The following is a 12,489-nucleotide window of genomic DNA, read 5'->3' as shown; positions in this document are numbered from 1 at the left end:
TTCCTGCGGGCCTGCGGCGAGTGCGGCGCCGCACCGCCACTGCGCAGGCTCGTCGAGTTCTGGCAGGACATGACGGCCGAGCTGCCGCGCACGGGCGAGTGGTTCCCCCGAGTGGAACTCGCCGCTGATTCCTTCGAGTTGAGGCTGCTGCTGCGGCCCGCCCCGACGCTGGGCACGGAGATCCGCCTCTGGGCGGCGGGGCAACCCGATCCGCGGGCCCTCCCCCGCCGCAAGGGGCCCGACCTGGGCGCTCTTGCCCGGGTGCGCCGACGGGCCGCCGGGGCGGGCGCCGAGGAGGCGGTGCTGGTCTCGCCCGGCGGTGTGGTCCTGGAAGCGGCCACCGCCAGTGTGCTCTGGTGGGAGGACGACACCCTGTGCCTGCCCTCCCCGCGGCTGCCCGTCCTGCCCGGAGTGACCGTTGCTCTCATCCGGGACCGGGCCCGGCGCACCGGCATCCGTGTCGCCCACCGCGAGCGGACCGTGACCGAGCTGGACGGCCGTGAGGTGTGGCTGGTCAACGCGCTGCACGGAATCCGGCCGGTGACGGGCTGGACGGGCCTGCCGATGAATGCGGGACCGGCGGTGCACGCCGCGGAGTGGCGTACCTGGCTGGACGCCCTCATGGAGCCGCTGCCGGACAAATAGAGCTGCTGAAGAAAGGCGGGCATCAGCGACCATTACCCATTACCGATGCCCGCATTCTCTATGCCCTTGTTTCGCGCTATTTCTTGGCCGGCTGATAAGCCCCGGGAACCATCCGGGTCGCAATGGCGATCCGGTTGTACGCGTTGATGACGGTCGCCGCCCAGATCAGCGCCGCGACCTGGTTCTCGTCGAAGACCTCCGCGGCCGCGGCGTAGACCGCGTCCGGGACCTGGCCATCGTGCACCAGGGTCGCCGCCTCGGTCAACGCCAGTGCGGCGCGCTCGCGTCCGGTGAAGAAGGGGGTCTCGCGCCAGGCGTTCAGGGCGTAGATCCGCTGCTCGGTCTCGCCCGCCGCACGCGCGTCCTTCGTGTGCATGTCGAGGCAGAACGCGCAGCCGTTGAGCTGGGAGGCGCGAATCCGGATCAGTTCCAGAATTTCGGGTTCTACCTTGGCGTCCTGCGCGGCGGAAACGGCGACGGCGTGCAGGGAACCCATCGCCACGGAGACGTCCGGGGTGATTTTCTTGAGGGCGACGCGGGATATGGAGTCGCTTTCACTCATGGACCGACTCTATCCACGGAATTGGATTCCCGTACCGAATTCCACCGCATTCGGCCGGACGACCTGATGATCAGGGCAGCGTCGCGCACAGCGCGTCCAGCGCCCCCGACCACCCGTGGTCCGGCGGTGTCCCGTACCCGACGACCAGCGCGTCCAACGGATCGGCGAGCGCGTCGGGGTGGCGGTACCGGGTGAGGCCGTCCAGCGCCAGGCCCTGCCAGTGGGCCGCCTGCACGACCGACCTCTCGGTGCCCGGCGGGAGTCGGAGCACGGCATGCAGTCCGGCGGCGATGCCGGTGGCGCGGACCTGCGGGGCGCGCTCGGCGAGGGCCGCGACCAGGGCGTCGCGCCGGCGCCGGTAGCGCAGCCGGGCGGCGCGTACGTGGCGGTCGTAGGCGCCGGACGTGAGGAACTCCGCCAGCGTCAGCTGGTCCAGCGCCCCGCACGTGTCGATGCCGCCCTTCGCCGCCGCGGCCTCCTCCACCAGCGTGGGCGGCAGCACCATCCAGCCCAGCCGCAGGCCGGGGGCGAGGGACTTGCTCGCGGTGCCGAGGTAGACGACCCGGTCGGGGTCGAGGCCCTGGAGCGCGCCGACGGGCTGGCGGTCGTAGCGGAACTCGCCGTCGTAGTCGTCCTCCAGGACCAGACCGCCGGTGCGCCGCGCCCAGTCCACGACGGCCGCCCGCCGGTCACGGTGCAGGGGGGAACCCATCGGGAACTGGTGCGCGGGAGTGAGCAGGACTGCGCGGGGGCGCTCCGCTGGGGGCGTTGCCGAACCGCAGTTGCCTTCGCCGGACCTGCTCACGCCACCCCACCCCTCGACCAACTGCCCAGGATCCGTGCCGAGTTCGTCGAAAGGCAGAGGCGCCGTGCGCAGACCCGCCCCGTGCAGGATCTTCCAGTGGGCCCGCAGCCCGTACGACTCGACCGCGACCGTGCCTACGCCCCGCGCCCGCAGCACCGCGCCGAGGATCCTCAGGCCGTGGGATATCCCGCCGCACACCAGGATGCGTTCCGGGTCGGCGTGTACGCCCCGTACCCGGGAGAGGTAGCCGGCGAGGGCGGTGCGCAGTTCGGGGCGGCCGTGCGGGTCGCCGTAGCCGAGGGCTTCGTACGGGGCGGAGGTCAGGGCACGGCGGGCCGCCCGGAGCCACTCCGTGCGCGGGAAGGCGGCGAGGTCGGGGAAGCCGGGGCGCAGGTCGTACTCGGGTCGGCCGCGCTCGCGGGGTCGGCGGACCGTGCCGGCCGAGGGGACGACCCTCCGTTCGGCGACCCGGGTGCCCGAACCCTGCCGTGCGGTGAGCCAGCCCTCGGCGACGAGGTCGGCGTAGGCGTCGGCGACGGTGTTGCGGGCGATACCGAGGTCGGCGGCGAGGGAGCGGGAGGAGGGCAGCCGGGTGCCGGGCGCGAGGCGGCCGGTGCGGACCGCGTCGCGCAGGGCGTCGGTCAGCCCCCGGCGCAGGCCCGGACCCGCCGGTTCCAGGTGCAGGTCGACGCCCAGAGTGGCCCATGATTTCGCCATGGAAATGGACCATACCCGTGGGCTGCATCGTTCGTAGTGTCGGTGGCATGACCACTGACCAGACCGTCCAGTACGCCCCCGAACACACCCAGCGCCTGGACTGGGCCACGCTCGCCCCGGATGTCTTCAAGGCCATGGTCCGGCTGGACGCGGCGGCCCGTAAGGGCGTCGAGCCGAAGCTGCTGGAGCTGGTGAAGATCCGCGCCTCACAGATCAACCACTGCGCGCTCTGCCTCGACATGCACAGCAAGGACGCGCTCGCCGCCGGGGAGAGCGTCGAGCGGATCATCCAGCTCAGCGCGTGGGAGGAGTCCGAGCACTTCTACACCGAGAAGGAGCTCGCGGCGCTGGAGCTGACGGAGGCGGTGACCGTCCTGACGGACGGCTTCGTGCCCGACGAGGTGTACGAGAAGGCCGCCAAGCACTTCGAGGAGGCCGAACTGGCCCAGCTGATCGCCGCGATCACGGTGATCAACGCCTGGAACCGGTTCGGTGTGGCCTGCCGTCGGGTGCCGGGGCACTACCAGCCGGGACAGCACGCGTGACGGTCCGGACCGCCCTCCTCGACCCGGCCGTCGGCCAGGCCATGTCCTCGCTCAGCGCCGTCGCGAAGCGGGGGCTGGGCGATGCCGCGCTCGCCGAACTCGTGGTGATCCGGGCCTCGCAGCTCAACCACTGCGCGTTCTGCCTGGACATGCACCTCACCATCGCCCGCAAGCACGGGGTGAGCGAGAAACAGCTCGATCTGCTGGCCGGCTGGGAGGAGGCCGAGGACGTCTTCGACGAGCGGGAGCGGGCCGCGCTCGCGCTGACGGAGGCGGTGACCGTCCTGACGGACGGCTTCGTGCCCGACGAGGTGTACGAGAGGGCCGCCGCCCACTTCGACGACGTCCGACTCGCCCATCTCATCGGGCTGATCGTCGCCATCAACAACTGGAACCGGGTGATGGTCGGCCGCCGGATCCCGCCGGGGGGTTACACGCCATGAGGAAGGTGGATGTCTTCCGCACCCTGCACAGGGGGCGGCTGCCCGACGACCCGCTGGTGCTGCCCGGCCCCTGGGACGCGATGAGCGCCCGGGTGTTCGAGAAGGCCGGGTTCCCCGCGCTCGCCACGCCCAGCGCGGGGGTGGCGCTCTCGCTCGGGTACAAGGACGGGGAGGTTCCGGCCGACGAGATGTTCGCCGCGGTGGCGCGCATCGTACGGGCCGTGGACGTACCGGTGTCGGCGGACGTGGAGGGCGGGTACGGGCTGGCGCCGCACGAGCTGGTGGAGCGGCTGCTGGAGACCGGGGCCGTGGGCTGCAACCTTGAGGACTCCAACGGGGGTGTCCTCAAGGACCCGCGCGAGCACGCCGAATGGCTCGCCGAGGTGCGGTACGCGGCCGGTGACCAGCTCTTCGTCAACGCGCGCGTCGATACCTTCGCGTACGGCGACGCCGATCCCGAACGCGCCATCGAGCGAGCCGCGCTGTACGTCGCCGCGGGCGCCGACTGCGTCTATCCGATCGGCGCCCCGGCGAACGTACTGCCGCTTCTGCGGTCCGGGATCCAGGGGCCGGTCAACGCGCACGGCCGCCCGGACGGCGAGGGCCCCTCGCCCACCGAACTCGGTGAACTCGGGGCCACTCGCGTCACGTTCGGGCCGGGGCTGCTGCACAGTGCGGCACAGGCGCTGCGTGACATCGCCGACGGCCTCAGGACGTAAAGAGGCTCAGAGCATGGAGAGGCTCAGGACAGCCACGCCTTCCACGTGGACTCGTGGCTGTCCGCCCACTTCTTCGCCGCCTCCTCCGGCGACAGCTTCTGCTCGGCGATCATCAGGGAGACCTCGTTCTGGTCCTCGGTCGTCCACTTGAACTTCTTCAGCAGGGCCGCCGCCTCGCCGCCGGTCTTGGCGAAGTCCGCGTTGAGGTACTTCTGCAGCGGGGTGTGCGGATAGGCGCAGGCGACCTTCTCCGGGTCGGCGTCGCAGCCCTCCTTGTACTCCGGCAGCTTCACCTCGGTCATCGGGACCTTCTTGAACAGCCACTGCGGGGAGTACCAGTACGTCAGGAAGGGCTTCTTCTCCTTGGCGAACTGCTTGATCTGCGTGATCTGCGCGGCCTCCGAACCGGCGAACACCACCTGGTAGTCCAGGTCCAGGTTGTCCACCAGCGCCTTGTCGTTGGTGACGTAGGAGGGCGAGCCGTCCATCAGCTGGCCCTTGCCACCGCTCTCGGCGGTACGCATCCGGTCGGCGTACTTGTCGAGGTTCTTCCAGTCGGTGACGTCCGGGTGCTGCTTGGCGAAGTACGTCGGGACGTACCAGCCGATGTGCCCGGTGACCCCGAGGTCGCCGCCGGGCACGATCGTCTTCTTGTCCTTGACGTACCGCTGCTCCTCCTCCGGGTGCCCCCAGTCCTCCATGAGCGCGTCGACGCGGCCCTGGCTGAGCGCGTCCCAGGCGGGAACTTCGTCGATCTGGACGGTGTCGACGCGGTAGCCGAGCTCGTGCTCCAGGAGGTACTGGGCGACGGCCACGTTGGCCTGCGCGCCTACCCAGGACTGGACGGACAGGGTCACGGTCTTGGCGCCCTGGGCGTTGGCGAACGGCGAGGCCTGCTTGGTCATGTCCGCGGCGCCGCAGCCGGTCAGCAGCGCCAGCGAGGACACGCCGGCCACTACGGCAGTCGTACGAGACGCACGGGTCCTACGCGTACGAAGTCGCATGTCACGCTCCCTTCTTCGCGCGGCGTTCGGTCGGCTGGGTCACCCGGTCGAGCATCAGGCCCAGGCAGACGATCGCCGCGCCGGCCACCAGTCCGGTCGCGAGGTCGCCCTGCGCGAGACCGGCGACGACCTCGTAGCCGAGCGCACCGCCGCCGACCAGGCCGCCGATGATGACGACGGCGAGGACCAGGACCACGCCCTGGTTGACGGCGAGCAGCAACGCCGGGCGGGCGAGCGGCAGTTGGACCTGGCGAAGCTGCTGGGCGGGGGTCGCGCCGAGCGAGCGGGCCGACTCCAGGGCGGCCTGGTCGACCTGGCGCAGGCCCTGGGTGGTGATGCGGACGACGGCGGGCAGGGCGTAGACGACGGCCGCGGCGACGGCGGGGGCGCGGCCGACGCCGAACAGCGCGACCACCGGGATCAGGTACACGAACTGCGGCATCGTCTGGAAGACGTCGAGGACGGGCCTCAGCAGCCGCTCGACGCGGTCGCTGCGGGCGGCCGCGATGCCGGTCGCGAAGCCCAGGAGCAGGGTGACGGCGACGGCCGCCAGGACCTGGGAGAGGGTGTCGAGCGAGGGGGTCCACACGCCCAGGACGCCGATCGCGGTCATGGCGAGCACGGCGGTGAGCGCGGTGCGCCAGGTGCCGATCAGCCAGGCGAGGGCGGCGACGATCAGCAGGACCGACCACCAGGGCAGCCACTGCAGGGTGTCGCGGACGGGGTCGAGGACCCAGGTGGTGAAGTGGGCCGCCCAGTCGGCGGTGCCGCCGATGACGGGGACGCCCGAGTAGAGGTGGTCGGTCATCCAGTCGACGGCGCGGTTGACCGGCTCGGCGATGTTCAGGGTCCAGGTGTCGGGCCAGTCGAGGCGGCCCGCGAGACGTCCGGCGACGGCTACGACGACGGCGGCGGCCAGGGCGTAGCCCCAGCGTGCCCGGCCGTTCGGCTGCGGCTCCTCGCCGAGTCCCTCCCCCGCCGCGCCCGTCACCCGGTCCAGGACGACGGCGAGCAGCACGATCGGGATGCCGGCCGCGAGCGCGGCACCGACGTCGACCGAGCCCAGCGCCTGGTAGACGCGGTCACCGAGGCCGCCCGCGCCGATGACCGACGCGATGACGGCCATCGACAGCGCCATCATGATCGTCTGGTTGAGGCCGAGCAGCAGTTCCTTGCTGGCCAGCGGGATGCGGGCGGTGAGCAGACGCTGCCGTGCGGTGGCGCCGAGCGACTCGACAGCCTCCAGCACCTCCTTGTCGGCGCCGCGCAGTCCGAGGGCGGTGAGGCGGGCCATCGGCGGGGCGGCATAGACGACGGTGGCCAGGACGGCCGCGGGGACGCCCATGCCGAAGACCAGGACGACGGGGAGCAGGTAGGCGTACGCGGGGAGCACCTGCATGGTGTCCAGGACGGGGCGCAGGATCCTGTCCATACGGTCGGAAAGCCCGGCGGCGAGGCCCAGCAGCGCGCCCACGACGACCGAGGCGAGGACCGCCACGACCATCAGCGCGAGGGTCTGCATGGTCGGGATCCACATACCGAGGAACCCGCAGGCCAGGAACGCGGCACCGGTACCGGCGGCGAGTCGCCGGCCCGCGACCCGCCAGGCGATCAGGGACGCGGCGGCGGTGACGCCGGCCCAGCCGGCCGCGAGCAGCACCAGGTACACGGCGCGTACGCAGATCACGACCGCGTTGCTGATGTGCCCGAAGAAGTAGACGAACAGCGGGTGGCTGTCGCGGTTGTCGATGATCCAGACGCTGGCCTTGGTGAGCTGGTCGGAGAAGTCGACGGTCAGCGCGGCCGGCCAGCTGCCGCTCGCCCAGCGGGCGTTCGCCAGCGGCACGAGGACCGCGGCGGCGAGGGCGAGCAGCAGGAGCTTGCGCAGGACCGGGTGTTTGAGGACGCCCGGAACGGCGATGCGGGGAGCGGCAGTGGTGACGGTGGCCATCAAGCCACCTCCTTGCTCTTCCCCGCCCCCGCTACGGCACCTTGCCCTGCCCCCGCTGGGGCACTGCGCCCCGCCCCGGCCGGCGCGCTCTGCTCCGTCCCCGCCACTACGCCGAGCAGCCGTTCGTGGTCGACCACGCCCAGACAGCGGGCCCCGTCCATGACCCGGGCCGGGGCACCGGTACGCGCCACGGCCTCGATCGCCTCGGACACCGTCGCGTCCGGCGCGACCGCCGGGCCGTTGCCGCTCTCGCCCGCCGACGCGGCGCGCATGGCCGTACGCACGGTCATGACCTGCTCGCGCGGAACGTCGCGGACGAACTCGCGGACGTAGTCGTCGGCCGGGGAGCCCACGATCTCCTCGGGGGTGCCCAGCTGGACGACGCGGCCGTCGCGCATGAGGGCGATGCGGTCGCCGAGCTTGAGGGCCTCGCTGAGGTCATGGGTGATGAAGACCATCGTGCGGCCCTCCTCGCGGTGCAGGCGGACGACCTCCTCCTGCATGTCCCGCCGGATCAGCGGGTCGAGCGCGCTGAACGGCTCGTCGAAGAGCAGCACCTCCGGGTCCACCGCCAACGCGCGGGCCAGTCCGACGCGCTGGCGCTGACCGCCGGACAGCTGGCCCGGCCTGCGGTGCTCCATGCCCTCCAGGCCGACCTTGGCGACGACCTGGGCGGCCCGCTCACGGCGCTCGGCCTTGCCGACGCCCTGGATCTCCAGGCCGTACGCCACGTTGTCCAGGACCGTGCGGTGCGGCAGCAGGCCGAAGTGCTGGAAGACCATCGCGGCGCGGTGCCGGCGCAGTTCGCGCAGGCGGGTCTTGTCCATGGCGCGCACGTCCTCGCCGTCGATGGCGATCGTGCCGGCCGTCGGCTCGATCAGCCGGGTCAGACAGCGCACCAGCGTGGACTTGCCGGAGCCGGACAGGCCCATGACGACGAAGACCTCGCCCTTGCGGACGTCGAAGGAGACGTCCTGGACGGCCGCCGTGCAGCCGGTGCGGGCGCGCAGCTCGGCGGGCGTGAGCCCGGCCAGCTCCGGGTCGGCGGGGACACGGTCGGCCTTCGGGCCGAAGACCTTCCAGAGACCTTCGACCGAGAAAACAGGGGTACCAGAGGTACCAGAAGTGGCAGAGGTACCAGAAGTAGCAGGGGTACCAGAAGTAGCAGGGGCAGTACTCATCACGCCTCACCTCCGAGCAGGTCGACGGCCTTCTCCCCGACCATGAGCACCCCGATCATCGGGTTCACGGCGGTCATCGTCGGGAAGACGGAAGCGTCGGCTATACGAATTCCTTCCAGGCCGCGGATCCGCAACTGTGGATCCACCACGGCCTGTTCGTCGTCGGCGGCGCCCATACGGCAGGTGCCCGCCGGGTGGTACACGGTGTGTGCGACCTTGCGGGCGTACTCGCTCAGCTCCTCGTCGCCGGTGACGTCGGGGCCGGGGCACACCTCCCGCTTGAGCCAGTTCGCCAGCGGTTCGGTCTTGGCGATCTCGCGGGCGATGCGGATGCCGTCGACGAGGGTGCGGCCGTCGTAGTCGTCCTCGTCGGTGAAGTAGCGGAAGTCGAGCGCGGGCTTCACGGCCGGGTCGGCGCTGGTCAGGTACAGCCGGCCGCGGCTCCTCGGCTTGGGGATGTTCGGGGTCATCGAGACACCGAACTCCGGGCGCTCGTAGCCCAGTCGCTCCGGGTTGTCCGTGAAGGGGATCTGGTAGAAGTGGAACATCAGGTCGGGGCCCGGGTGTTCGGGGTCCCGGCGGACGAAAAGGCCCGCGTCGGAGTCCATCGCGGAGTTGTCCGGGATCGGCCCGTCGGTCTCCCAGACGATCACCGACTCGGGGTGGTCGAGCAGGTTCTCGCCGACGCCCGGCAGGTCGTGGACCACCGGTATGCCGAGCCGGGTGAGGTCCTCCTTGGGGCCGATGCCGGAGTGCATCAGCAGCCGGGGCGAGTCGACGGCGCCCGCGCACAGGACGACCTCGCGCCGGGCGCGGACCAGGAGTTCCTCGCCGTCCTTGGTGCGGACGTGGACACCCTCGGCGCGCGTGCCGTCGAGCTCCAGCTTGTACGCCCAGGTCTCCAGCAGGATCGTCAGGTTCTCGCGCTCGTCCATCACCGGGTGCAGATACGCCACCGACGCCGACGAGCGCTTGTTGTTCTCGGGGTGGTAGGCGAGGTCGAAGAAGCCGACGCCGTCGGTGAAGGGCTGCTTGTTGAAGCCCTCGACGCGCGGGACGCCGAGCGCGCCCTGCGCCGCGTCGACGAAGTCGCGGGCGATGGCGTTCCGGTCCTTCTCGTCGACCGGGACGATGTTGTTCTTCAGACGGGCGTAGTACGCCTCCATCGGCACCGCGCCCCAGCCCGTGGCGCCGGCCTCCTCCCACTCGTCCCAGTCGGACGGCAGCGGCTTGAAGGCGATGAGCGTGTTGTGCGAGGAACAGCCGCCCAGGACACGGGCCCGGCTGTGCCGGATGTGCGAGTTGCCGCGTGGCTGCTCGGTGGTGGGGTAGTCGTAGTCGAGGTCGCCGCCGAGCAGGCCCATCCAGCGGCGCAGGGTGAGGACGTCGTCCCGGTTGACGTCGCTGGGGCCGCCCTCGATGACGGCGACGGTGACGTCGGGGTTCTCGGTGAGCCGGGAGGCGATGACCGATCCGGCCGTGCCGCCGCCGATCACGACGTAGTCGTAGACAGGGGTGTTCTCGGACATGTGGGGGTAGCTCCAGGGGACTTGCGAAGTCTTACGGGTCAGGGAGACCGGGTCCGCCGCGGTCAGGGGACCGGAAGGTCAGCCGGCGAACCAGCGGACCGGCTTCGGCGCGAGGTTCTGGTACACGTGCTTGCTCTCGCGGTACTCGGCAAGCCCGGCGGGGCCGAGTTCGCGACCCACGCCGCTCTTGCCGAAGCCGCCCCACTCCGCCTGGGGAAGGTAGGGGTGGAAGTCGTTGATCCAGACGGTGCCGTGCCGCAACCGGCCCGCGACCCGTCGCGCCCGCCCCGCGTCGGCGGTCCAGACGGCGCCCGCGAGGCCGTACTCGGTGTCGTTGGCGAGGGCGATCGCCTCGTCCTCGGTGCGGAAGGTCTCGACGGTGAGGACCGGGCCGAAGACCTCCTCGCGTACGACCCGCATCTCGCGGTGGCAGTGGTCGAGGACGGTCGGCTCGTAGAAGTAGCCGTTCTCCGGCCGCTCCGGGGACGGCTCGGGCCGCCTGCCGCCGGAGCGCAGCACCGCGCCCTCCTTGAGCGCGGAGTCGACGTACGCCTCGACCTTCGCGCGCTGCTGCTCGGAGACGAGCGGTCCGCACTCGACGCCGTCGGCGGTGCCGCGGCCGAGGCGGATCCTGCCTGCCCTGCGGGCGAGTTCGGTGACGAAGCGGTCCCGGACGGACTCCTCGATGATGAGGCGGCCGCCCGCCGAGCAGACCTGGCCACTGTGGATGAAGGCGGCGTTGAGGGCCTGGTCGACGGCGGTGTCGAAGGCCTCGTCGGTGGCGCAGGCGTCGGCGAAGACGACGTTGGGGTTCTTGCCGCCGAGTTCGAGGGCGACCTTCTTGACGCTCGGCGCCGCGGCCTGGGCCACCTTCGTGCCGCTGACCAGGCCGCCGGTGAAGGAGACGAGGTCGACGTCGGGGTGCTCGGCGAGGCGGGCGCCGACCGAATGGCCGGGCCCGGTGACGACGTTGGCGACGCCGGCCGGGAGGCCCGCCTCGACCAGCAGCTCGATCAGGGCGACGGTCGTCAGCGGGGTGATCTCGCTGGGCTTGACGACGAAGGTGTTCCCGGCGGCGAGCGCGGGCGCGATCTTCCAACTGGCCTGGAGGAGGGGGTAGTTCCAGGGTGTGATCAGCGCACAGACACCGACCGGCTCATGGACGACGACGCTGTGGAGGTCGGGCGAGCCCGCGTCGACGACCCGGCCCGGGGCCTCGGCGGCGACGAGGTCGGCGAAGTAGCGGAAGGCGTCGGCGACGCAGTCGATGTCGACCCGGCCCTCTTCGACGGTCTTGCCGGCGTCGCGGCTCTCCAGCAGACCGAGCTTCTCGCGGTCGCGCACCAGGAGGTCGGCGACGCGGCGCAGCAGGGCGGCACGCTCGGCGACGGGCGTGCGTGGCCACTCCCCCTGACCGCCGTCGAAGGCGCGGTGGGCGGCCGCCACCGCCAGGTCGGTGTCCTTCTCGTCACCCTCGGCGACCACGGCGAACGGCGTCGCGTCCGCGGGGTCGATGATTTCGCGCGTCGCGCCGTTGACGGCCTCGCGCCACTCGCCGCCCGCGTGAATCGTCTGCTGCGCCTGCTGTCCGGTCATGATCGGTGTTGCCTTCCGTTCCTGTTCAGTGCCCCTGAGTCACACAGGTGTCACTCACGAGGACCGCCATCGCCTGCCCCGGCCCTCGCATTGCATGCGCAATCGGCGAGTGAAAGTGCGGTGCATCACTGAACTTCCGGACAAACAGGAACAAAAAGGGGCAACGGAAGGAGGTGTCGAAGGGGGGTTCAGAAGTTGGCCGGCGGGTCCTCCCCCACCCGGCCGTCGATCGACTCGCGGATCAGGTCGGCCTGGCCGACGTGGCGGGCGTACTCCTCGACGAGGTCGATCAGGATGCGCCGCACGCTGGGCGCCCGGCCGTCGGGCCAGGTGTGCCGGGCCAACTGGTCCACGCCTCCCTCGGACAGCACCTGCCCCAGGTTCGCCCGCGAACGGGCCACCGCCCGCTCCCACAGCGCGTACAGCTCCTCGGGCTTGTCCTGCGCCGCCGACCGCCACTCCCAGTCGGGGGCGGCGTCCCAGTCCACCGCGTCCCACGGCCGGGGGAGCTCGACCCCGAGCAGGCGCCGGGTGAAGTACTCGTCCTCGACGAGGGCCAGATGCTTGAGCAGCCCGCCCAGGGTGAGGGCGGAGGGCGCGAGCCGCGCACGCAGGCCGGCCTCGTCCAGCCCCTCGCACTTCCAGGCGAGAGTACGGCGCTGCCGCTCCAGGGAGCCGATCAGGGTGTCGACCTCGGAGCCGGCGACGGGCGGCTCGGCGAGGACCGGCTGTTCGGTGTCGTAAGTCATGACGGGCAGGCTAGGGTCGGTTCCGGTCGATCTGCTTCCGGAA

The 12,489-nt window shown here is 71.4% G+C and carries 11 protein-coding genes and 1 pseudogene; 4 read left to right on the top strand and 8 right to left on the bottom strand.

Features of this window, described 5'->3' with window-relative positions; all coding sequences use genetic code 11:
* Positions 1-645 (top strand): annotated as a pseudogene (locus ABIE67_RS28770) (aminotransferase class IV); the annotation flags it as partial.
* 76 nt (positions 646-721) lie between these two features.
* Here ABIE67_RS28770 and ABIE67_RS28765 read toward each other — a convergent pair.
* Entirely contained in the window at positions 722-1,207 is a 486-nt protein-coding gene (locus ABIE67_RS28765; RefSeq protein WP_370263596.1) for a carboxymuconolactone decarboxylase family protein, read from the bottom strand.
* Positions 1,208-1,277: 70 nt separating this feature from the next.
* A complete protein-coding gene (locus ABIE67_RS28760; RefSeq protein ID WP_370263592.1) occupies positions 1,278-2,729 on the bottom strand; it encodes a PLP-dependent aminotransferase family protein in 1,452 nt (483 codons plus the stop codon).
* 47 nt (positions 2,730-2,776) lie between these two features.
* On the opposite strand from ABIE67_RS28760, the gene ABIE67_RS28755 reads away from it, so the two are divergent.
* The 3 genes from ABIE67_RS28755 to ABIE67_RS28745 are packed head-to-tail and all read left to right on the top strand — an operon-like array spanning position 2,777 to position 4,436.
* Positions 2,777-3,274, top strand: coding sequence for a carboxymuconolactone decarboxylase family protein (locus tag ABIE67_RS28755; RefSeq protein ID WP_370263587.1), 498 nt, complete (start codon positions 2,777-2,779; stop codon positions 3,272-3,274).
* Positions 3,271-3,717 carry a carboxymuconolactone decarboxylase family protein gene (locus ABIE67_RS28750; RefSeq protein ID WP_370263583.1) on the top strand — a complete coding sequence of 149 codons (447 nt, stop codon included), beginning with the start codon at positions 3,271-3,273 and terminating at the stop codon, positions 3,715-3,717. Before ABIE67_RS28755 ends, ABIE67_RS28750 begins: the two co-directional genes overlap by 4 nt.
* Positions 3,714-4,436, top strand: coding sequence for an isocitrate lyase/phosphoenolpyruvate mutase family protein (locus tag ABIE67_RS28745; protein WP_370263580.1), 723 nt, complete (start codon positions 3,714-3,716; stop codon positions 4,434-4,436). The genes ABIE67_RS28750 and ABIE67_RS28745 overlap by 4 nt, the downstream gene beginning before the upstream one ends.
* Before the next feature lie 23 nt (positions 4,437-4,459).
* Here the strand turns inward: ABIE67_RS28745 and ABIE67_RS28740 are convergent, their stop codons facing one another.
* The 6 genes from ABIE67_RS28740 to ABIE67_RS28715 all read right to left on the bottom strand — a co-directional run bounded on the left by ABIE67_RS28740 (position 4,460) and on the right by ABIE67_RS28715 (position 12,446).
* Entirely contained in the window at positions 4,460-5,440 is a 981-nt protein-coding gene (locus ABIE67_RS28740) for an ABC transporter substrate-binding protein (RefSeq protein WP_370263575.1), read from the bottom strand.
* Between the two features lies 1 nt (position 5,441).
* Complete coding sequence (locus ABIE67_RS28735) at positions 5,442-7,391, bottom strand: ABC transporter permease (RefSeq protein ID WP_370263573.1); 1,950 nt, start codon at positions 7,389-7,391, stop codon at positions 5,442-5,444.
* Positions 7,391-8,572, bottom strand: coding sequence for a glycine betaine/L-proline ABC transporter ATP-binding protein (locus tag ABIE67_RS28730; RefSeq protein ID WP_370263570.1), 1,182 nt, complete (start codon positions 8,570-8,572; stop codon positions 7,391-7,393). The genes ABIE67_RS28735 and ABIE67_RS28730 overlap by 1 nt, the downstream gene beginning before the upstream one ends.
* A complete protein-coding gene (locus ABIE67_RS28725; RefSeq protein ID WP_370263568.1) occupies positions 8,572-10,101 on the bottom strand; it encodes a GMC family oxidoreductase in 1,530 nt (509 codons plus the stop codon). The genes ABIE67_RS28730 and ABIE67_RS28725 overlap by 1 nt, the downstream gene beginning before the upstream one ends.
* 78 nt (positions 10,102-10,179) lie before the next feature.
* Entirely contained in the window at positions 10,180-11,697 is a 1,518-nt protein-coding gene (locus ABIE67_RS28720) for an aldehyde dehydrogenase family protein (RefSeq protein ID WP_370263566.1), read from the bottom strand.
* A gap of 188 nt (positions 11,698-11,885) precedes the next feature.
* Positions 11,886-12,446, bottom strand: a complete 561-nt coding sequence (locus ABIE67_RS28715) for a DinB family protein (RefSeq protein ID WP_370263563.1) — start codon at positions 12,444-12,446, stop codon at positions 11,886-11,888.
* Positions 12,447-12,489 lie beyond the last annotated feature (43 nt).

Source organism: Streptomyces sp. V4I8, assembly GCF_041261225.1.
Taxonomy (GTDB): domain Bacteria; phylum Actinomycetota; class Actinomycetes; order Streptomycetales; family Streptomycetaceae; genus Streptomyces.
The sequence above is the reverse complement of the archived record's forward strand: the minus strand, read 5'-3'. Positions and strand labels throughout refer to the sequence as shown.

Coding starts and splice junctions, on each gene's coding strand:
- ABIE67_RS28760 (WP_370263592.1), bottom strand. CDS start 2,729: ATGGCGAAATCATGGGCCACTCTGGGCGTCGACCTGCACCTGGAACCG.
- ABIE67_RS28735 (WP_370263573.1), bottom strand. CDS start 7,391: ATGGCCACCGTCACCACTGCCGCTCCCCGCATCGCCGTTCCGGGCGTC.
- ABIE67_RS28720 (WP_370263566.1), bottom strand. CDS start 11,697: ATGACCGGACAGCAGGCGCAGCAGACGATTCACGCGGGCGGCGAGTGG.
- ABIE67_RS28755 (WP_370263587.1), top strand. CDS start 2,777: ATGACCACTGACCAGACCGTCCAGTACGCCCCCGAACACACCCAGCGC.
- ABIE67_RS28715 (WP_370263563.1), bottom strand. CDS start 12,446: ATGACTTACGACACCGAACAGCCGGTCCTCGCCGAGCCGCCCGTCGCC.
- ABIE67_RS28745 (WP_370263580.1), top strand. CDS start 3,714: ATGAGGAAGGTGGATGTCTTCCGCACCCTGCACAGGGGGCGGCTGCCC.
- ABIE67_RS28740 (WP_370263575.1), bottom strand. CDS start 5,440: ATGCGACTTCGTACGCGTAGGACCCGTGCGTCTCGTACGACTGCCGTA.
- ABIE67_RS28730 (WP_370263570.1), bottom strand. CDS start 8,572: ATGAGTACTGCCCCTGCTACTTCTGGTACCCCTGCTACTTCTGGTACC.
- ABIE67_RS28765 (WP_370263596.1), bottom strand. CDS start 1,207: ATGAGTGAAAGCGACTCCATATCCCGCGTCGCCCTCAAGAAAATCACC.
- ABIE67_RS28725 (WP_370263568.1), bottom strand. CDS start 10,101: ATGTCCGAGAACACCCCTGTCTACGACTACGTCGTGATCGGCGGCGGC.